Here is a 20,554-nt window from a genome sequence, read left to right as displayed (position 1 = left end):
GGGAGAGTAGGTCGATGCCAACCTTTAAGCGTCTTGTTTCTTACGAAGCAAGACGCTTTTTTTATGCCCTGAAATCCTGATGAATATAATATCGCTTCAGTCTCTGGATATTCCTGCAGATCACGCTAATCATCGCAGATACTATTGTCCAGACAATAGTATTACTAAAGGAAAATTATCTACCGCTTATGCCATAGATATTTCCTTCTGGACAGCAATATCATAAGATCGCTAAGCAGAATATCCATGATGATTTTATAACGTTTATTCTATCGCCAAACGAGACCCAGGTCTGTGAATCTCCTAATTTCTCATCGCTCATTGTTAATTGCTAATTATTAACAGATTTTACCGCAGATTACTTCTGGCAACAGAGAAGTTAAACCTAAGGGATTCTTCGGAAATGGTCTTGCTGAAAGATGGGAGAACCGAACGAAAAGTTTTGGTAATTATCGGGATCGTGAACACAAGAAATTTGTATGAGTTTACAATAGGTCGATACCAACCAATAAGCGTCTTATTGTAATCAGGATTAAGGTGCTTTTTTTATGCACGAAAGGAAGGGAGAATCTTACAGGCTAATTACTTATGAATAGGAATGTAGTTATGAAGTATATTCACAATTATTTAGCGACAGAGTCGCGTCCTATTTGTAGCTAAAACGAACGGAAAAACAACAGAGGTGCAGAACACTGATCTCTCTCAATAATATCTATCCGAACAATAATCGTCTCAACAGAAATTTATTCTCTACCATTAATCGGAAAGTTTACTGATTAGGTTTAAGGAAGAAAAAAAAAAGAGGCTATCCAACTGGAAAGCCTCTCATATATCATTCAAAATGATTCTAAAATTGATCTTCGATTACCAAAGTTAGAATGTCACTTAGCTCACGTCCCATCGCCTTAACTTGTTTTGGAATAAAACTATTAGCTGTCATTCCAGGAATCGTGTTAGCTTCCAATACATAGGGAATGCGGTTTTTGATAATATAGTCGATTCTAACGATACCTTTACACTTCAAGGCATCATATATATCTGAAGAAAGAGATTGTATCTTCTGTGTCAACTCTGAAGAAATTCTCGCAGGCGTTATTTCTTCAGCCATTGTAGGATCGTATTTAGCTTCAAAATCGAAAAAATCATTTTTCGGAATCACTTCTGTAATTGGAAATACAATTTCTTCGTTACTTGTTTTTACAAGTCCACAGGTCACTTCTAATCCTTCGATGAATTCCTCAACAATAACTTCGTCACCTTCGTTAAACGCTTTTAAAATGGCATCTTCTAATTCGTTAAACTTAGTAACCTTCGATATCCCAAAACTTGAGCCATCAGCATTTGGTTTGACAAAACATGGCATACCAATAGTTTGTTCGATAGCTTTGTAATTAAACTTTTCCTTCTTCTTAAGAAGAACTGATTTGGCAAATTGATATCCTAATGCTTTAAGATAAGAATTACACGCATGCTTATTAAAACTTAAGGAACTACTCAAAACATTGCAAGTAGAATGTGGTACATTAATAAGGCTTAAATAACCTTGTAAAATGCCATTTTCACCAGGTGTGCCATGAATAGCAATATAAGCGAAGTCAAATTTAATTTTATACGAATCTACAGTAATACTAAAATCGTTCTTGTCGATATCAAATTCTTTATCATCAACATTGACCTTCCATTCCGGTCCCCTAAAAATAGCTAGGTAAACTTGGTATCGATCCTTATCAAGAGTATCGAAAATATGCTTCGAAGTTTGCATTGAAATTTCAAACTCAGCAGAGTCACCTCCCGCTATAATTGCTATATTCCTTTTCATAAAATTAGAAGCTATAAATCTGTTGTTCCTTCTTCCTCTTCAATTTCGATATCTCGGTTCGAAGTATATTCTCTCCATTTGGTGATAAGTGCTGCCATATCATCTGGAATTTCAGAATCGAATGAAACGTATTCATTCGTTTCGGGATGAATGAACCCTAGGGTTTTTGCGTGTAAGGCTTGTCGAGGACAAATTTTAAAACAATTTTGAACGAATTGCTTGTATTTTGTGAATTTTGTTCCTTTTAGAATTTGATCTCCGGTGTAACTCGCATCATTAAACAATGGATGACCGATATGTTTGAAGTGAGCACGAATTTGGTGAGTACGTCCTGTTTCAAGAACACATTCTACTAGGTTTACATATCCTAATCTTTCTAAAACACGGTAATGTGTTACGGCATGTTTGCCATGTTCTCCGTCAGGGAACACATCCATTATCTGTCGGTTTTTTAAATTTCTACCAACATGTCCGGTAATTGTTCCTTCATCCTCCTCCATGTTCCCCCAAACTAATGCACGGTACTTTCGATCACTGGTTTTATTGAAGAACTGAAGTGCAAGTTTTGTTTTGGCTATCTCGGTCTTTGCAATAACCAAAATTCCTGAAGTATCTTTATCGATACGATGAACCAAGCCTGGGCGTGGATCTGCTGAATTGAATAAAGGTAAATTTTTAAGGTGAAAGGCTAGTGCATTTACAAGTGTTCCGGAGTAATGTCCATAAGATGGATGAACAACCATTCCTGGATCTTTATGTACAATAATAAAAGAATCATCCTCGTAAACAATCTTTAAAGGAATATCTTCAGCAATAATTTCAATTTCTCGAGGAGGATAGCTAAGCACTATGGTTACAATATCGCCTGGCTTAACCTTGTAGTTTCTCTTTACAACTAAATCGTTGACACGAATATTTCCATTGTTAGCAGAGTCCTGAATTTTATTTCGGGATGAGTTTAGCATACGACCAGACAAATATTTGTCTATTCTCAAAGGTGCTTGCCCAGGATCGACCTCATATCTGAAGTGTTCGTATGATTCTTGATTAGCATTGCTATCATCGAAATTTTCGAATTCTAAATTTTCTTCTTCTTCTAGCATTATATATGATTCTGTATTATCCTGTTTATTTAAATTGGCTCTTAAGGTATGCTTGTGAAGCTTTAATTTTTAAGCTATCAGTCGTTAACCATAGATTTATTTTGCTGCCTGGTGCAATTTTAGAATTTTCTTTATAAGCATGAGATTGCTGATAAACCTGAGCATTAAGTGAATCTGAAAGATTCATGATACTGTTATCAAAATTCACACGTCCAATATTTAAACTTGAAAGAAGGATGTGTTCTTTGGCATCATTATAATATTTACCAATTAATTCGGGTGTTTGTATTCCAATGTTCTTTCCTCTTCCTAAGACAAGATCGATTTGTGAACCTTTATCAATTAAATCACCTTCTTTTATAGAGTCGCCTTTGAATTCTGGATATAAAACCAGGTTGTAGTAATCGTAATCAACATAATTAAGCCTGCCAATTTTAAAACCATTAGTAATGAGTATTTCGTAGGCTTGTCTAAATGAATTGTCGATCAAATTTGGAAACCGAATTTGTTCTGGTTTCAGAGAATTTATAGTTAGAAATAAATTGCGATTTCTTTTTACTAAAGAATTAGCTTTAGGGCTTTGGTCGAGGATACAACCAGCTGGTAGACTAGAATTGTAAACAGAATCGTATATCGTGTATCTTAAATTAGTTTCTTCTATTAAATTAGTACCTTCTTCCAAACTTAAACTATATAAGCTAGGAACCTTAATTTCTTCGCCATGGTTGGTGTAGAAACTTAAACTCTGAAGGGTAATCCAAACCAAGGCTATTGCAATAATTATTGAAAGACCTAAGTGTTTATAGAAAGTTTTACTTTTTAAAAATTTTCTTAGTCGCATATGTTTTTAATTTGCTTTAGGATGCCAATATCATTGTTTCTAAGCGGTAAATTCCAAATGTAATCAGTTACAATATCTTATCGTTTAGAATTTACTAAGCATATATTTATATTTTTTATCCTCTGATAATCTCTATTTTATATCCATCAGGGTCTGTAATGAAATAGTATTTCGGTTTTTCTCCTGGTAAGCCCTTAAGGTCTGTTGTTTCTAATCCCATGTTTTTGTGAAACTCATGAGATTCTTCCATATCTTTTACAGTTAGGGCAAAATGACCAAATCCGTTTCCTATTTCATAAGGTTTTTCAGTATTATAATTGTACGTTAACTCTATTTCAAATTTATTATTTTCATCAGAGAGATATACAAGCGTAAACTTATAATCAGAGTAGTCAAGTCTTTTTACTTCATTCAGTGATAAAGCTTTGTTGTAGAATTCTAAGGACTTGTTTAAATCCATTACTCTGATACAAGCATGTGCTAAATTGTATTTCATGTTTTATTCCTCTAAAGATTAATTGCCTTTATTCAATAGTTTGATCTTAATCGATGAATCATTTCATAAAGTGAATGAATACAAAAATAAGAGAGATTTTCTGATATATGATGTATATGTTGGTAAATTTTCAGAATCTAAATTTGAACTGATCTCTTTTAATGAATTCGTCTTAATCTTTTATGTTGGAGCTTGTTCTGATTGCTAATAATAACTATTCCCATTTTATGAAAAGCAAAAAAAAAGAGTTCCCTAGGAACTCTTTAATTTTTTTTAAGAAAGTTATAAACACAAAAAAGTAAAGAATATATCATTCTTTACTTCTTGTATTTTTAGAAAGCTAAATTAAAGATTAAGCTTTGTGTCTGCGCTCGCTAGAAACAGATAATTTTTTTCTGCCTTTTGCTCTTCTACGAGATAATACTGCTCTTCCGTTAGCTGAAGCCATTTTGTCTCTGAAACCGTGCTTGTTTCTTCTCTTTCTATTTGATGGTTGAAATGTTCTTTTCATCGCGAAAAATTTTATCTGATAAAGTGATTATATGCGTTGATTTTGGACTGCAAAAATAAGTATTTTTTTTAGCTGACAAAAGATTAAGCCAAATTAATTTGGCTTAAAGTGTCAGATGGACAACTTTTTTTGTCTCAAAGAAGTCCTCAGCAAAGAATTCAGTACAATTGAAGAGGCTGATTTTTTTTCCATATTGCTTGATTTCTTCTTCAAAATCCCCCCCCTTTATATAAATAATCCCATTTGGCAGTGCGTTTTTGTTCTCGATCTTGCAATTTTTCCGAACCATATTGACAAAAGCAGGAAAAGCTGTAACAGCACGACTAACAATAAAGTCATATTTTGTTTTGATTTGTTGGACACGAGCGTGTTCCGCCGTTACATTCTTTAACCCTAATGCGTTGGCAACTTCTTTTACAACTTTAATCTTTTTACCAATAGAATCAACCAAGTGAAAATTAGTGTCTGGATAAAGAATCGCAAGAGGAATCCCTGGAAAGCCTCCACCAGTCCCAACATCCAGTACATTGGATCCAGGTTGAAATTGGATAACTTTTGCTATTGCTAAGGAATGCAGAACATGATGCAGATACAGAGAATCGATATCTTTTCGTGAGATGACATTGATTTTGTCATTCCACTCGGTGTATAGATCTTTAAGTTGTGCAAGCTGATTTTTCTGTTCCTCAGATAAATCTTTAAAGTATTTTAAAATTAATTCCATGCTGTAATTTATAATGCACGGCAAAGATATAACTATAATTTTAGAGCAGAAAGAAACTTAATGGCTGGAAGTTAAGTTTTGTTCGGATATTTCTTTAATATAGCGTTTACAGTTTATCATTTTTGATATTGATGAATAGGAGTTTTCTTGCTCTAAAAAGTTGCGCCTTTATAGTTCCGATGGGTAAACTCAACTCTTGCGCTATTTCTTCGTAGGAATACTCTTTAAAATAGCGTAATTCAATTAAGATGCGATAGCGATCCTTCAGTTGGCTAACTTTTTGTCTCATATACCTTGCATTTTGTTTGTTTATAATTTGTTGCTCAGGCGATGGAGTCTTACTTTCGAAAGAAGGCAAATCCATATTGCTTTCCTCCTTTGTTTCAAGTTTGATGATGCTTTTTTTCTTTTTACGGATAAAATCGATACTCGTGTTTGATGCTATTCTGAAAAGCCATGTGCTAAAGGCATATTGTGTAGAATATTGATTGATATTCCTAAAAGCTTTTCCAAAGCATTCAAGCGTTAAATCCTCAGCATCGGTTCTATTATTTACTATTCTTAGTAAATAATAGAAAATAGCATCCTTGTACCTCAAGAAAAGTTTCTCGAAAGCTTTCTGATTGCCTTTCATTGCGGCTTGTACATTAAGCAAGTCAATTTTGGCATTATCCGATAAGTTGGAATTCTGATTCATACAAGTTGCTTATATGGATGATTGCAGCTTATTAATAACAAACTTTACTTTTAATTAAAGTGAATTAAAATTTGAAATAATGTAAGTAGATAATATTAAGTTAGGTGTGTTTAGCCAACCGTACAGATTTAATATACTTTAATAAGTTGAGTGTTTTATATTCTATTTGACAAATAGAAATACATCATAGGTAGATGTTTAGCAAAAGCTGTCCTAGGGATTTCTAATAGGGTCTTACTTCCACAATTATAAATAAGTTTCATTGCCAATATTATTATCTATATTTGCAGACTATTTTTAAGGGGAACTACTCAAAGCTTGAGATTTATTCTCCCACTTTAAGTGAAGTTGATATGGATTTTAAATTACACAATACTGACGATAGATCAGGCGCAAGAACTGGCGAAATAACTACTGATCACGGGAAGATTAAAACACCTATATTCATGCCTGTTGGAACACTTGGCTCTGTAAAGGGCATTCACCAACATGAATTGAAAGAGGATATTAATGCTGAGATTATTTTAGGGAATACCTATCATTTATACCTGCGTCCGGGTTTGGACGTTTTGGAACAAGCAGGAGGTTTACACAAGTTTAATGGCTGGGATAGACCAATTTTGACGGATAGTGGAGGATTTCAGGTTTTTTCGCTTGCTGAAAATCGTAAATTGACTGAAGAAGGGGCCATGTTTAGGTCGCATATCGATGGATCGAAACATATGTTTACGCCAGAGAATGTGATGGATACTCAGCGCAGTATTGGTGCTGATATTATTATGGCGTTTGATGAGTGCCCTCCAGGAACATCAAGTTATGAGTATGCTGAGAAATCTCTCGGACTAACTCAGCGTTGGTTAGAGCGATGTGTTGATCGTTTTGATAATACAAAAGGGAAGTATGGCTATTCGCAGACTCTTTTCCCTATTGTTCAGGGCTGTGTTTATAAAGATTTGAGGATTAAAGCGGCTGAGCATGCTGCCTCTCTAAATAGAGACGGATACGCTATTGGTGGATTGGCTGTAGGTGAACCAACCCCGGATATGTACGAAATGATTGAGGTGGTTAATCAGGTTTTGCCTGAGAACAAACCTCGTTATTTGATGGGTGTTGGAACCCCAATCAATATTTTGGAAGCAATCTCTCGTGGTGTTGATATGTTCGATTGTGTCATGCCAACTCGTAATGGACGAAATGGAATGATTTTTACCAGTGAAGGAACATTGAATATGAGAAACCTGAAGTGGGCTAAGGATTTTACACCACTAGATACTAATGGAACTTCATATGTAGACTCATTTTATTCAAAAGCCTATGTAAGACATTTGATTCGTTCAAATGAGTTGCTAGGTGCTCAGATATGTAGTATCCATAACCTTGCTTTTTACCTGTGGTTAGTTCGCGAAGCCAGAGAGAAGATTGACGAGGGAACCTTCTCTGAATGGAAGAAAATTATGGTTGAAAAGCTAGGTAGACGTTTATAGAATAATGTTAAAAAAGCTTGAATGTGAGATTTTAAGCTTGACATCTGGCTAAGATGAACTATTTTTAGATTTGATAAGTGGCTTTTTATTTATTTTATGATGGAATGAATCAGCTAAAAAGCATTAAATAAAAAACTGAGATAGAGAATGTTTGGGAAATTAGATTTATATATCATTCGGAAGTTTTTAGGAACCTTCTTTTTTGCAATAGTCTTGATCATCAGCATTACAATTGTTTTTGATTTCTCTGAGAAGATTGACAATTTTATTGATAAAGAGGCACCTTTAAAGAGTATTATATTTGACTATTACGTTAATTTTATTCCTTATTTCGCAAACTTATTTAGTGCCTTGTTTACCTTTATATCCGTTATCTATTTCACCTCTAAAATGGCGTATGATACCGAGATTATTGCTATTCTAAGCTCGGGTGTAAGTTTTAGAAGATTGATGTTTCCTTATTTTATATCAGCTTTAATTATTGGAATCTTTTCCTTCTTCCTGAGTAATTTTGTTATTCCTCCGGCAAATGCTAAAAGACTTGAATTTACCGAAACCTATCTTAAAAAGCGATTCATAAATAAGGAGCGGAATATCCATCGTCAGATTGAGCCAGGTTTGTTTATTTACATGACTAATTTCGAAACTTCGAGTAAAACAGGATTTAAATTTTCTCTTGAGAAATTTGAAGGGAAGCAATTGGTTTCAAAACTGACATCAAAATCAATTAAGTGGAACGAGGATAAAGAAAAGTGGACTATTAAAGATTATTTTATCCGTAATCTTGATGGTGATAAGGAAAGTTTTGAAAAAGGAAAATCTATAGATAGCCTCTTAAATTTTGGTCCTGATGAATTTAGTCGGCGAACGAATGTTGTTGAAGCTATGAACATGATGGAACTCGATGATTTTATCGATGAGCAAATTATGAGAGGAGATAGTAATATTAGTGCATACAAAATAGAAAAGTATCGCCGTATTGCCAGTCCGTTTTCTGCATTTATCCTGACGCTCATTGGAGTTTCCCTTGCATGTAGAAAAGTGCGAGGAGGAATGGGACTGCACCTTGGAATAGGGTTAGCATTAAGTTTTTCATTCATCCTATTTATGCAAATCTCTACTGTTTTTGCTACAAATGGAAGTATGAGTCCATTATTGGCAGTTTGGTTGCCTAATATGGTCTTTTCTCTAATCGCCATTTATCTTTATCGAGTCGCTCCTAAATAAAAGCATTCTAAATAATGTCTGCTCAATATCTTGCTTTCCTACCGTAAAATCGGTAAATTAGCAGGTTGGTAACTTGTAATTGGGATTGCTGATTTTTTTGTAGAACAAAAAATGAGTATCCTTGCACACTATGAAATAAGTTATTCGACTTTTAATTTATTTAACTGTTCGAAAAGATTTATATATCATCGCCAAAGCTTGGCGTATCTTTACCTTTATTGAACAACCATTCTGTGTTTATTTTCTTTTAAAAGTAGAGAAAATGAATTTGGTATTTTTGTGCTTTATTGGTAAAAAAAAGTAGAGTTTGGACAAACTTGAAATACAACTAAATGTATACTTTAAAGTATACGGTTTTTAACTAAATGTACATAATATGTCATTGAAACGAAACATTCTTGATCTTAGAAAGAGAAAAGAAAAAGTGCTTCAAGGTGGTGGCGAAAAAGCTATTCAGAAGCAAGTTGCAATGGGTAAACTAACTGCTCGCGAGAGGATTACATCAATTGTTGATGAAGATTCTTTTCACGAGTATGATATGTTTGTTGAGCACGAAGCCCGCGACTTTGGCATGGAGAAGAAACAACTTCATGGTGATGGAGTTATCATTGGAACTGGAACTATTTATGGTCAACCTGTATGCCTTTTTGCACAGGATTTCACTGTAGCTGGGGGTTCTCTTGGTCTGATGCATGCACGTAAAATTACAAAAATCATGGACCACGCTTTGAAGATGCGTGTGCCTTTGATCGGTATTAATGATTCGGGTGGAGCTCGTATTCAGGAAGGTGTTAATTCACTTGCTGGTTATGGTGAAATCTTTTTCCGCAATACCTTGGCATCGGGAGTTATTCCTCAATTGTCAGTTATTCTAGGTCCTTGTGCTGGTGGAGCCGTTTATTCTCCTGCCCTTACCGACTTTGTGTTTGTAGTAGAAAACATTTCCAAAATGTTTATTACCGGTCCTGAGGTAATAAAAACAGTTTTAGGTGAAGAAATAAGTATGGAAGAGCTTGGTGGTGCGAAAGTACACAGCGAGATCACCGGTAATGCTCATTTCTACGCACTAAACGAACTTGAGTGCTTTGAGCAAATCAAGAAACTACTTACATTCATCCCTTGGCACAACGAGAGAAAAGCACGTTCTTTCCCTCCTAAGCCTCCTAAGGCAGAATATAAGATTGAAGAAATCGTACCTCTTGATCCAACTCAGCCTTACGATATTCGTAACGTTATCAGAGCGATCAGTGATGATTCAGACTTCTTTGAAGTGATGGAAGGTTTTGCGCGTAACATCGTAATTGGTTTTGGTAGATTGAATGGTGAAACGATTGGTTTTGTAGCTAATCAGCCATTGGTATTAGCTGGTGTGTTGGATTGTGACTCTTCAGATAAAGCAGCTCGTTTTATTCGTTACTGCGATGCCTTTAATATTCCTATTGTAACCCTTGAAGATATGCCTGGTTATTTACCTGGTGTTGAGCAAGAACACATGGGTGTTATTCGTCACGGAGCTAAAATTCTTTATGCCTATAGCGAGGCTACTGTACCTAAAATTACTGTAATTGTCCGTAAGGCTTATGGTGGAGGTTATATTGCAATGAACTCTCGTCATATGAAGGCTGACTTTATGTTTGCATGGCCTAATGCAGAGATTGCTGTAATGGGACCTGAAGGAGCGGCTAACATTATCTTTAGAAAAGAGATTATGTCTGCTGAAGACCCTGAAGCTATGCGTAAGGAAAAAGTTGCTGAATACAAGAAGAAGTTTGCTAATCCTTATGTTGCGGCTGCTAAAGGTTATATCGATACGGTTATCGAACCTGAGGAGACTCGTAAGATGTTATTACATTCTCTTGAAGTTTCTACGAACAAGGTTGACGGAAGACCAAGTAAGAAACACGGTATTCCTCCATTTTAAATCGAACTGACTATGAGCAATTTTAAAGAGTTCAACATTGATGGAACAATCTATAAAACAGAGGTTCCAGATAGAGTGGTGAATAGAAAGAAGTGGGAAAGACCAAATCCGAACCACATCAAATCTTTTATTCCCGGAACAATCGTTGAAATTTTCGTTAAAGAAGGTCAGGAAGTTAAGGCGGGTGAATGCCTAATGATTCTTCAAGCTATGAAGATGAAAAATAAAATTCTGATGCCTTTTGACGGGATAATAGATAAGATTCATGTGATCGAAGAAGAAAAAGTACCTAACCGCAAAGTTATGGTAGAATTAAAAGCTTAATTCTAACTTCGTTTAATGATTAATATAAAGGCTGTTCTCTTAGAGGGAACAGCCTTTTCTTTGTATTAAGAGTTCTAATTATAATCTATTTTTCCAGTAAAAATGTTTTTTCCACTCAGCTAATATACTTGGCTCATTGTTGAAAATTCCAAACATACTCGATCCACTACCAGACATAGAAGCATAAATTGCACCTTGTTGGTATAATTGAGATTTAATTTCAGTTAAAAGAGGATGCTTTGGAAAGATACTTTCTTCAAAATCATTTATGATTGTTGATTTCCAGGTTTCTATGGGTTGTTTGATGAGTTCTTTTAATGAGATTTCTGGTTTTTGAGGTTTAATGTTGGCATATGCTTCTGGTGTGCTAATATGAATATCAGGCTTTATAAGAAGAATGTGATAGTCGGAAAGATCAAGATCAATAGCAGTTAATCGATCACCCTTCTCATTTGCAAATGCGGGTTTGTTTTTAATAAAAAATGCACAGTCGCTACCCAGTATTCTAACTTCATCTTCCATTTCTTCATCGCTCATTTCAAGATTAAATTTTTGATTTAAAAGTTTAATCATGTATGCAGCATTTGCTGACCCTCCACCAAGTCCAGCACCAAAAGGAATGTTTTTATGAAGATGAATATTTTGAGCAGGAAAATTATATTTTGCTTTGATTAGTTCGTACGCTTTAACAACAATATTATCTTTTGCATCTATATTTATTGGAATTCCAGATGTTGAAAATGTGTAAGGAGAATCAGATTTGGAATCGACAATTTCAATGGCATCTCGCATGCCAATTGGGAAAAAGATGGTTTCTATATTATGAAAGCCATCTCTTCTTTTTTCAACAATGTTTAAACCGATATTTATTTTTGCATTTGAGTAAGTAAGCACAAGCTAGTGTATTTTGTTTATAAATTGGAATAACAAAAATACAGCTTTTAATAAAATGATATTTCAAAGACTAGATTTTTATTTTCTATCGAGTATCTTTGTTCTCTGTAAAATAAATTAGCTTTAATGAGTCAAAATCAAAGACTTCTTTAATTTTACAAGTTTATCTAGATTAGTTCAATCTCCAGTTAGAAACAAGTATGGCAGAATTTAAAAAATATACCCCAAAAGCAAAAAATAATCAGATGTCAGAACATGGGCAAGTGCCACCTCAAGCTGTTGAGCTCGAAGAGGCAGTTTTGGGTGCTATCATGTTGGAAAAAGATGCCATCATTTCAGTTGGGGATTTATTGAAGACTGATAGCTTTTACAAGCCAGCTCATCAGAAGATATTTAAGGCTATCATGAGTCTTTCTTCAAAAGAAGAACCCATTGATATTTTGACCGTAACTGAAGAATTAAAACGTAAAGACGATTTAGAGAGTTGTGGAGGACCATTTTACGTTTCTCAACTGACCTCAAAAGTTGCCAATGCTGCTCATATCGAGCATCATGCTCGTATTATTGCACAGAAATTTATTCAACGTGAATTAATTCGAGTTTCATCTGAAATTCAGAGTTCTGCTTTTGATGAAAGTATTGATGTTGCTGATTTGTTGGATAAAGCTCAGCAGGATGTATTTGATATTGCTGAGGGAAATATTAAAAAAGAATCAGCCCACATCCGTCCTTTAGCCGATGAAGTAATCGATCAGATTATTGCAGCCAGTAAACGTGAAGATGGATTGAGTGGTGTGCCTTCAGGGTTTACAGCTCTTGATGGTATCACATCAGGTTGGCAAAAGTCCGACCTTGTGATTATTGCAGCCCGTCCATCTATGGGTAAAACTGCTTTTATTCTATCGATGACTAGGAATATGGCCGTTGATCACAAAGCTCCTATTGCTATTTTCTCGCTTGAGATGGGGGCTGACCAGTTGGTAAAACGTATGATTTCTTCTGAAACCGAATTGGGTTCAGAGAAATTAAGAAATGGAAGACTGGCTGACCATGAATGGGAACAACTTCACACCAAAATTAAGGGATTGATTGAAGCACCTATTTATGTGGATGATACTCCTGGTTTATCGATTTACGAGTTGAGATCAAAATGTCGTCGATTGAAGGCCAAGCATGATATTAGCTGCATAATTATTGACTACTTACAGTTGATGACAGCAGGTTCTGATATGAAAGGTAATCGTGAGCAGGAGGTATCTTTAATCTCTCGTCAGCTTAAGATTATTGCAAAAGAGCTAAATGTTCCTGTAATAGCACTTTCGCAGTTGAATCGTGGTGTTGAACAACGTACGGGTGATGCTAAGAAGCCGATGCTATCCGACCTTCGTGAATCTGGAGCGATTGAGCAGGATGCTGATATGGTCTTGTTTATACATCGTCCCGAACGCTATGGATTAACAGAAGATGCAGAAGGAAACTCGTTGATTGGTATTGCCGAAATTATCATTGCAAAACATCGTAATGGTGCTGTAGGTGAAATTCAGCTTAGATTCCGTAACGAATTGGCCAAATTTATGGATTTAGAAGGAGTGAGTACTGTAGGATTTGGAACCGCGAATGCTGTTGCTCAAACTTTTGGTTCGAGTATGAACGAAGAGCCAGTTGGCTATGATGATCCTAATGCAGGCTTGCATGGAGGAGTCGACTTTGATGATGCTCCACCTTTTTAGATATGAATTGATAGAAGAGATATGGACTGTAAATAATCAACAATCTTAATATTCTGACTTTATGAGTTTTGCAAAGAGAGTTATTTGTTTCTTTTTATTTCTTTATACGCTACCTGCTTTTTCTGCCAGCATACTTATTCCTATGGATGAAGTTCAGAAGAACCATCTCAAATCATATGGGATTGCCTTTTGGGTTTTACAACAGAATCAAGATATTCATTGGTTGTTGAACTATCGTGGAGGTAGTTTTCTTTTACCTTTCTCATTAGATGTAAAATCAGAATGTCAAATACGTGGTGTCAGTTTTGAGGTACTTAGTGATGCACAAGCGACACATCTGTTTGATGAGATAGCGAGTCCTGAAGTTAATATGGATGCTGTTAAGCTTCAGAAACCACCTAAAATGGCTGTTTATTCACCGCAAGGGAAAAAGCCATGGGATGATGCTGTTACTTTAGCTTTGACTTATGCTGAAATACCTTACGATCTTATTTATGATGACGAAATCATGAAGGGTGACTTATCGAAATACGATTGGTTGCACTTACATCATGAAGATTTCACAGGACAGCATGGTAAATTTTACGCTGGATACCGAAATATTAAATGGTATAAGGACGAAGTTCGTGAGAATCTTGAGAGAGCAAATCAATATGGATTCTTTAAGGTTTCAGAATTGAAATTGGTAGTCAATCTTAAAATTAAAGGCTTTGTTGAAGCTGGTGGGTTTCTATTTGCCATGTGCTCAGCAACTGATACTTTTGATATTGCTTTGTCCGCTGAGTATACTGATATTTGTTCTCATGAGTTTGATGGTGATCCTATGGATGAAGATGCTCAGGAAAAACTTGATTTTAATAAGACTTTTGCCTTTCACAATTATATTTTAGAGACTAATCCATCGGTTTATGAATTTTCGAGTATAGATGTCACCCACACACGTAAGGTAAGACAAGACGAAGATTATTTTACACTTTTCGATTTTTCGGCTAAATGGGATCCTATTCCAAGTATGTTATGCCAAAATCACAATAATCTTATTAAAGGTTTTATGGGACAAACCACTGCTTTTAATATCGATTGTATCAAGCCCAATGTGTTAATAATGGGAGAGAACAAAACGGCTGGTGAAGCTCGATATATTCATGGAACCTTCGGAAAGGGAACATGGACTTTTTTCGGTGGACACGATCCAGAAGATTATCAGCATTTAGTAGGAGATCCACCAACTGATTTAAACCTCAAGAAGAATTCTTCTGGCTATCGTTTGATATTGAATAATGTGTTGTTTCCAGCAGCTAAAAAGAAGAAGAGAAAGACTTGATGTGATAATCCAGTGATGCGACTGACGTTGATTGGAGTCGAAGTTTGATGTGGTGATTTGCTGATGGACTGTTGCTAAATCTCTTTGCGCTCAAAGCGGTCGAAAATGAAAATCTTAAATCTGAGGTTCTTTACGTGAGTTTTAGTCAATGCTAAAAAAAACAAAAGGCTGAACCCCCTAAGGTCAGCCTTTTTACACCAAATGTGATTCCCAAATAACTCAATATATTATTAACCATTTGCAAATTTATCGACCTTAGTAACTTCACTATCCTTTAGAATTGTTCATGAAACTTTTGGTATCACATGGTGTTTTGAATTCGGTTTGCGACCAAATTCGATTCTTTACCGTCACAAATTTACACTTTGTTTGTAAATTGTAGATATGTAATATGTTAATAAATATTAATAGGATTGCAATCGTTATAAATTTAGGACTAATGAGCTTTTTTTGAAGTTAAACATCATTTTCCTATCCATATATGAAATGTGAATTAAATATTACGGCTAATCAATTCTGAATATATAATCCATCGTAATATCTTCTCTACTTTACTATCCTTAAAGCCTGCATAGATTATGTGTTTAACTGATAATAAACCTACTGTAATCAGTCTGATTGTCAGGTGATAAATAGTGCTTTCACTTTAAAGTCTTTGTGGTCAATTTTATTATTTTTGAGACCCTTTTGTTAATCTTAAATAAGTCTATCCGAAAATTATTTGATTTATGAATAATCTCTATATAAAACCCCTTCTACTAATTGTATTGTTTGTTTCGTTGAGTAATTCTCTTTTGGCGCAAACTGCTACCGTTATACATCCAACAACTACTGTGAGTAATGATGGGAGTATTACTGTTAGTTGGACAGTAGGAGGATTAAAAAGAGTTGTGTTGAATGGTGTTGCTCAATCTAATAATCTGTTGTCATTTACGGGATTAGGTGTTGGAGGATATACGTTATTATATCAGGTACCCAAAGGAAATTCTGGTAATTGGAAGGATTCTAGTGCAGAGACAGTTACTCTTGTGGCAGGAGCTTTAGTTGATGCTTGTGTTTCTTCTGGGAATACTGATTATGACACAAGTATCACTTTGGTGGATTTTAATACAATTAATAATGATACTTCTTATGACATTCCAAAATCTTCTGGTTATAATGATTATACATCTCTATCTACAGATTTAATGCTTGGAGCCGCTTATGATTTAAGTGTAAATTTGAATACAGATGGCAATTATAAAGTTTATGCAGTTGCATGGATAGACTGGAATCGGGATGGGGATTTTAATGATTCAGGAGAAACTATTCCTTTAGGCAGTTCGCAGGATGTTACTGACGGGCTAACAAGTGGTTCGCCTTATAGTATTACGGTACCTTCTGGGGCAATATTGGGCAATTCTCGAATGAGAGTTTCTGCAAAATGGAATTTTGATCCTACTTCTTGCGAAACAGATTTTGATGGAGAAGTGGAAGACTACTCTATAAACGTGATCTCAAATTCGTCTCCAACAATTACTTCTTTTAGCCCTGCTAACGCCTGTTCTATTCCAGGTCAGGAGGTGACGATTACAGGAACTAATTTAACAGGAGCAACCACCCTTGAATTTAATGGTGTTGCCGCTACAATTACGACAAATACGGCTACTCAAATTAAAGCAAATCTCCCAGTTTTGGCTACTTCTGGTACTATCAGTGTTACGACTCCGGATGGCACCGTAACCAGTGCTCAATCTTTTACTGTAAATCCACTACCTGCTGAGGCAGGTAATATAACAGGCACTGATATTGTTTTACCAGGAGATACGAACTCTTATGTTTGCGCTTCAATAGCTGATGCTACAAGCTATGAGTGGACAATTACTGGTGGTGACGCTACCATTACAAATAATGGGACTCAGGCTGATATTGACTTTGCGCCTGATGCAAGTCCCGTAGATAGATTCTTAACTGTAAAAGGGGTAAATGCTTGCGGTGACGGTGCAGTTTCAACGACATTCACAATTTATGTTAGGCCTAACTATGCCTGTCAAACTACTGTTATTAACTGGGATTTTGATAGCCCTGATTTAAATGGATTAGATTGGAAGGGGTATTCAACCGTAAATGGGTGGTCTTCTAGTCTTAATAATATAGAAATTTGGAGAAATGGATTCTTGGGCTTTACAACAGTTGATGGTGGGCAGTTTTGTGAGTTAAATTCTATCGGAGTAAATGAAATGTGGCAAGATATGGCTACTGTTCCTGGTTCCAAAATGAGATGGGAAATTACTTACAGATATCGAAGTAATAGCTCTGAGTCAATTCGGATAATGATTGGAGCGGTTGGCTCAATAACAAACATAGTTGATATTTCAAATAATAATGGAGACGGCTGGGTGACACACTCTGGATTTTATACGGTGCCTGCTGGACAAACCACAACACAATTTAGGATAGCAACATTAACACCATCTGGATCTTCGGGGAATTTAATTGATAATATTCAGTTTTATTCCATAGAGCCTGATATCGAAGACCCAACTTTTGATTGTCCTCTAGATTCAGATGGAGATGGTTTTGTTGTGACGGAATGTGTAGACGCTACAAGCTTAATCGTTAATAATATTGGTGTAACAAATATTACTGATAATTGTACTCCAACGGATAATATTGTTGTAGAATATAGAATTACGAATAAGCCTACCCCTACTTCGGCTGAAGCCTTATTGGTGAATTACGGAGACGATCCTGCTGGAGCAGCGACCTCTAGTGATGCTAGTGCTTATGATTTCCCTCGGGGGGAATCCACTGTGACTTATAAGATAACGGATGCAAGTGGACATGAAGCCACCTGTAGGTTTAAAATTCGGATTAGTGCAAAGTCCAAGCCTGTTGGGATATTTCATGAATAAATAATAATAGAAACTTAAGATTTATATCAGTTCTTTCATTCTCTGTTTCATTGAGCTATTTTGTTTGTAATAGTTTACCTTATTTTAAGTAAGTATCTAATATCCTGTTTGATAGTGTTTTGTGATTTAAGTTTATAAATCATCAATCTTATGTTAGTTTGTTGCGATCTAAATTATTATTTTTGAGTCCATTTAATCGATTTTAATAATCTCTATTCGAAAACTGTGTACTTCATGAATAATCTTTATGTAAAATACTCTTCGCTAATTATTTTCATTTGTCTGTTGAGTAGTTCTCTCTTAGCACAGATTCATTGTTCTTCGTATGGAAGGAATTTTAACATAGGTATTACATCAGTTGGTATTAATACGATTGATGAATCAACTCGTAGTTATCCTAATTATACTGATAATACTTCAATATCTACTAATGTGAGCATGGGCGAATCTTATGATTTGACGGTAAAAGGGGATTCTTGGACGGATAGAGATACTAAAGTGATGGTTTGGATTGATTGGAATCATGATGGTGATTTTAATGATTCTGGTGAATCTTTTGATTTGGGTTCTATAAAGAAAAAGAATTCTAACCGGTCTACAACGAATTCTCCTTTAAGAATAAATGTACCAGTTGGTGCAAAAATTGGTGATACACGAATGAGAATTTCAGGAAAGTATAATTCTTACCCTACTCCATGCGAAGTGAATTTTTATGGAGAAGTGGAAGATTATACATTGAACGTTGTCCCAAGTGTTGTTGGTCAGGGCTTTTGGTTTAAAGCTGACGCAGGAGTAAATGGAAATGTTACGTCTTGGACAGATCAAAGTGGCAATGGACATACCGCCAACAATTCAGGAAATATCTCGAAAGTAAATAATCGTTTGAATTTTAACCCGATTCTTAATTTTAGTGGAGTAAACAGGCAATTTTCGGTTTCAGGAACTGCTTCTGTTCAAACTTTGCTTGTTGTGAATAAAACTCTTACCACCAATAGTCATTTGTCGGGATTAGTTGGAATGAATGGAGATAAGGGAGTGCGATTGGGAAAGCCTAGTCAGTCTTGGGAAGGGAATAGTAATAACGATGATTGGGTAAATACCTCACAAGGTAGTTTTGGCCGCATCAATGGTTTATTTGATGCTAATATGGTTCATAACTTTCAGTGGCATATTGCTAACCTTACACGTTCTCAGGCTTTGTCAGGCAACTACTATTTGGGAGGTTATTATCCGGGACGGTCCTATTCCGGGGGAATTGCTGAAGTTTTGGCTGTCTCATCTGCTGTTACCAATCCGGCACAGCTTGAATCCTATCTAGGCATTAAATATGGAATTACTTTAGGGAATACAGCTTCTCCGGTTGATTATGTGAATGTTTATGGTGCAAAAATTTGGAGTAGGTCTTCCGTATATCAAAACAATATTGCTGGTATTGCTCGTGAAGATTCTCCTTATGCATTGCATCAAAAAATATCTTCTAGTATTAACACAACACCCTCTAGTAGCTCTGATGTTACGATGGCAACGATCAATAATTTTACTCGTTCGAATCAGGATGCATCGAGAACAGGTCTCGCTGATGGGGATTACTTGCTTTGGGGCGACAATGCAGGTGCAAGTGCTTCGTGGCAGGATAAAGATGATTACCAAACCGTTACTCGAAAATGGAAGCTGGAGAATACGGGAAGTGTAGGGACTACTTACTTTCAGGTTAATTTGAATTCCTATCCAAGTGCTGTTGGCGATTATTTGTTAATAGTAGATGATGATGAGGATGTTTCAAATGGAATTAGTAATACTTATGTTCTTGCCAACACTTCGGGAGATTTATATTCTACGTCTTTCACACCCCCTAATGGAACGAGTTATTTTACCATTGGGTACTTTTCTGGGTCTAATATTACTGTAGCTGACTGTTTGGGTGCAAAAACCATCTGTGATGCTGTTTACGATGAACCTTCGCCTGAGACCATAGGACTTGGAGGAGTTTTGAATGAACTGCCTACTGGAGATTGTATCCCCGAAGAGAAAAATGGAATATGGTATTCTTTTTCACCACAAAATACTGTTGATGCAAACCTGAAATTTAGGATAACGCCAAATGTTAATACCAATGATTATGATTGGGCGATTTTTGATATGACGAATACGACCTGTGAAGACTTAGCTAGTATTGATATCATTACAAGTGATGTATTTGTGAGTGGGAGTACGTATGGTCGGAATGGATGGAATGGTCCTACTGGTGCGGATTCTGATCAAGGAGGAAGTGGTGATTGTAATGGCCCGGGAACAGGTAATGGTCCTCAATGGAATGATGATGTACTAGTGAAGCCTGGACATAATTACATGCTGTATGTTTCTAACTGGTCTGAGGAAAAGGATGGGTATGTAATTAGTTTTGATCAGCCAGGTGGATCTGCGATTATTTATGATGATATTCCACCCGAATTGGATGGTGTTGTGCAGGCGTGTTATGGCACGAATGAATTGAAAGTAGACTTTACAGAAATACTACCTTGTAATAGTCTTGATATAAATGAGGTTAGTTTAACAATTGGTGGT

At 35.7% G+C, this 20,554-nt stretch carries 17 protein-coding genes; 9 read left to right on the top strand and 8 right to left on the bottom strand.

Annotated elements, in window-relative coordinates:
* The first annotated feature begins 79 nt into the window (after positions 1-79).
* Positions 80-226 carry a hypothetical protein gene (locus tag ABY905_RS05330; protein WP_372641306.1) on the top strand — a complete coding sequence of 49 codons (147 nt, stop codon included), beginning with the start codon at positions 80-82 and terminating at the stop codon, positions 224-226.
* Between the two features lie 621 nt (positions 227-847).
* Here ABY905_RS05330 and ABY905_RS05325 read toward each other — a convergent pair.
* The 7 genes from ABY905_RS05325 to ABY905_RS05295 all read right to left on the bottom strand — a co-directional run bounded on the left by ABY905_RS05325 (position 848) and on the right by ABY905_RS05295 (position 6,191).
* Positions 848-1,819, bottom strand: coding sequence for a D-alanine--D-alanine ligase (locus tag ABY905_RS05325; RefSeq protein ID WP_372641304.1), 972 nt, complete (start codon positions 1,817-1,819; stop codon positions 848-850).
* 11 nt (positions 1,820-1,830) lie between these two features.
* Positions 1,831-2,922, bottom strand: coding sequence for an RluA family pseudouridine synthase (locus ABY905_RS05320; RefSeq protein WP_372641302.1), 1,092 nt, complete (start codon positions 2,920-2,922; stop codon positions 1,831-1,833).
* Between the two features lie 25 nt (positions 2,923-2,947).
* A complete protein-coding gene (locus ABY905_RS05315; RefSeq protein ID WP_372641300.1) occupies positions 2,948-3,763 on the bottom strand; it encodes a PASTA domain-containing protein in 816 nt (271 codons plus the stop codon).
* A 115-nt stretch (positions 3,764-3,878) separates the two neighbouring features.
* Entirely contained in the window at positions 3,879-4,259 is a 381-nt protein-coding gene (locus ABY905_RS05310) for a VOC family protein (RefSeq protein ID WP_372641298.1), read from the bottom strand.
* Between the two features lie 352 nt (positions 4,260-4,611).
* Positions 4,612-4,770, bottom strand: coding sequence for a 50S ribosomal protein L34 (gene rpmH / locus ABY905_RS05305; protein WP_125029576.1), 159 nt, complete (start codon positions 4,768-4,770; stop codon positions 4,612-4,614).
* Between the two features lie 103 nt (positions 4,771-4,873).
* Positions 4,874-5,494, bottom strand: a complete 621-nt coding sequence (rsmG, locus tag ABY905_RS05300; protein ID WP_372641296.1) for a 16S rRNA (guanine(527)-N(7))-methyltransferase RsmG — start codon at positions 5,492-5,494, stop codon at positions 4,874-4,876.
* 106 nt (positions 5,495-5,600) lie between these two features.
* On the bottom strand, positions 5,601-6,191 hold the full coding sequence (locus ABY905_RS05295) for an RNA polymerase sigma factor (RefSeq protein WP_372641294.1): 591 nt from the start codon (positions 6,189-6,191) through the stop codon (positions 5,601-5,603).
* Between the two features lie 353 nt (positions 6,192-6,544).
* On the opposite strand from ABY905_RS05295, the gene tgt reads away from it, so the two are divergent.
* The 4 genes from tgt to ABY905_RS05275 all read left to right on the top strand — a co-directional run bounded on the left by tgt (position 6,545) and on the right by ABY905_RS05275 (position 11,147).
* A complete protein-coding gene (tgt, locus tag ABY905_RS05290; protein ID WP_372641292.1) occupies positions 6,545-7,675 on the top strand; it encodes a tRNA guanosine(34) transglycosylase Tgt in 1,131 nt (376 codons plus the stop codon).
* Positions 7,676-7,822: 147 nt separating this feature from the next.
* A complete protein-coding gene (locus ABY905_RS05285; protein WP_372641290.1) occupies positions 7,823-8,902 on the top strand; it encodes an LptF/LptG family permease in 1,080 nt (359 codons plus the stop codon).
* Positions 8,903-9,278: 376 nt separating this feature from the next.
* Positions 9,279-10,823: an acyl-CoA carboxylase subunit beta gene (locus tag ABY905_RS05280; protein ID WP_372641288.1), complete on the top strand. Its 1,545-nt coding sequence runs from the start codon at positions 9,279-9,281 to the stop codon at positions 10,821-10,823.
* Between the two features lie 12 nt (positions 10,824-10,835).
* Complete coding sequence (locus ABY905_RS05275) at positions 10,836-11,147, top strand: biotin/lipoyl-containing protein (RefSeq protein WP_372641286.1); 312 nt, start codon at positions 10,836-10,838, stop codon at positions 11,145-11,147.
* Positions 11,148-11,225: 78 nt separating this feature from the next.
* Here ABY905_RS05275 and ispE read toward each other — a convergent pair whose 3' ends face one another.
* Positions 11,226-12,041 carry a 4-(cytidine 5'-diphospho)-2-C-methyl-D-erythritol kinase gene (ispE, locus tag ABY905_RS05270; RefSeq protein WP_372641284.1) on the bottom strand — a complete coding sequence of 272 codons (816 nt, stop codon included), beginning with the start codon at positions 12,039-12,041 and terminating at the stop codon, positions 11,226-11,228.
* 200 nt (positions 12,042-12,241) lie between these two features.
* Here ispE and dnaB point away from each other — a divergent pair, with 200 nt between their 5' ends.
* The 4 genes from dnaB to ABY905_RS05250 form a co-directional block, all read left to right on the top strand.
* The gene (gene dnaB, locus ABY905_RS05265) at positions 12,242-13,771 is read left to right on the top strand and encodes a replicative DNA helicase (RefSeq protein WP_372641282.1); all 1,530 of its coding nucleotides are present in this window, start codon (positions 12,242-12,244) and stop codon (positions 13,769-13,771) included.
* Between the two features lie 61 nt (positions 13,772-13,832).
* Complete coding sequence (locus ABY905_RS05260; protein ID WP_372641280.1) at positions 13,833-15,095, top strand: hypothetical protein; 1,263 nt, start codon at positions 13,833-13,835, stop codon at positions 15,093-15,095.
* Positions 15,096-15,823: 728 nt separating this feature from the next.
* Positions 15,824-17,989: a GEVED domain-containing protein gene (locus ABY905_RS05255; RefSeq protein ID WP_372641278.1), complete on the top strand. Its 2,166-nt coding sequence runs from the start codon at positions 15,824-15,826 to the stop codon at positions 17,987-17,989.
* 234 nt (positions 17,990-18,223) lie between these two features.
* Positions 18,224-20,554 (top strand): GEVED domain-containing protein (locus ABY905_RS05250; RefSeq protein WP_372641276.1); only part of this gene is annotated, 2,331 nt, incomplete at its 3' end.

This window comes from Ancylomarina sp., assembly GCF_041555295.1.
Classification (GTDB): domain Bacteria; phylum Bacteroidota; class Bacteroidia; order Bacteroidales; family Marinifilaceae; genus Ancylomarina.
The sequence above is the reverse complement of the archived record's forward strand: the minus strand, read 5'-3'. Positions and strand labels throughout refer to the sequence as shown.

Excerpts from the sequence above, each read along its gene's own strand:
- ABY905_RS05330 (WP_372641306.1), top strand. The coding sequence starts at position 80 with ATGAATATAATATCGCTTCAGTCTCTGGATATTCCTGCAGATCACGCT.
- ABY905_RS05325 (WP_372641304.1), bottom strand. The coding sequence starts at position 1,819 with ATGAAAAGGAATATAGCAATTATAGCGGGAGGTGACTCTGCTGAGTTT.
- ABY905_RS05320 (WP_372641302.1), bottom strand. The coding sequence starts at position 2,922 with ATGCTAGAAGAAGAAGAAAATTTAGAATTCGAAAATTTCGATGATAGC.
- ABY905_RS05315 (WP_372641300.1), bottom strand. The coding sequence starts at position 3,763 with ATGCGACTAAGAAAATTTTTAAAAAGTAAAACTTTCTATAAACACTTA.
- ABY905_RS05310 (WP_372641298.1), bottom strand. The coding sequence starts at position 4,259 with ATGAAATACAATTTAGCACATGCTTGTATCAGAGTAATGGATTTAAAC.
- rpmH (WP_125029576.1), bottom strand. The coding sequence starts at position 4,770 with ATGAAAAGAACATTTCAACCATCAAATAGAAAGAGAAGAAACAAGCAC.
- rsmG (WP_372641296.1), bottom strand. The coding sequence starts at position 5,494 with ATGGAATTAATTTTAAAATACTTTAAAGATTTATCTGAGGAACAGAAA.
- ABY905_RS05295 (WP_372641294.1), bottom strand. The coding sequence starts at position 6,191 with ATGAATCAGAATTCCAACTTATCGGATAATGCCAAAATTGACTTGCTT.
- tgt (WP_372641292.1), top strand. The coding sequence starts at position 6,545 with ATGGATTTTAAATTACACAATACTGACGATAGATCAGGCGCAAGAACT.
- ABY905_RS05285 (WP_372641290.1), top strand. The coding sequence starts at position 7,823 with ATGTTTGGGAAATTAGATTTATATATCATTCGGAAGTTTTTAGGAACC.
- ABY905_RS05280 (WP_372641288.1), top strand. The coding sequence starts at position 9,279 with ATGTCATTGAAACGAAACATTCTTGATCTTAGAAAGAGAAAAGAAAAA.
- ABY905_RS05275 (WP_372641286.1), top strand. The coding sequence starts at position 10,836 with ATGAGCAATTTTAAAGAGTTCAACATTGATGGAACAATCTATAAAACA.
- dnaB (WP_372641282.1), top strand. The coding sequence starts at position 12,242 with ATGGCAGAATTTAAAAAATATACCCCAAAAGCAAAAAATAATCAGATG.
- ABY905_RS05260 (WP_372641280.1), top strand. The coding sequence starts at position 13,833 with ATGAGTTTTGCAAAGAGAGTTATTTGTTTCTTTTTATTTCTTTATACG.
- ABY905_RS05255 (WP_372641278.1), top strand. The coding sequence starts at position 15,824 with ATGAATAATCTCTATATAAAACCCCTTCTACTAATTGTATTGTTTGTT.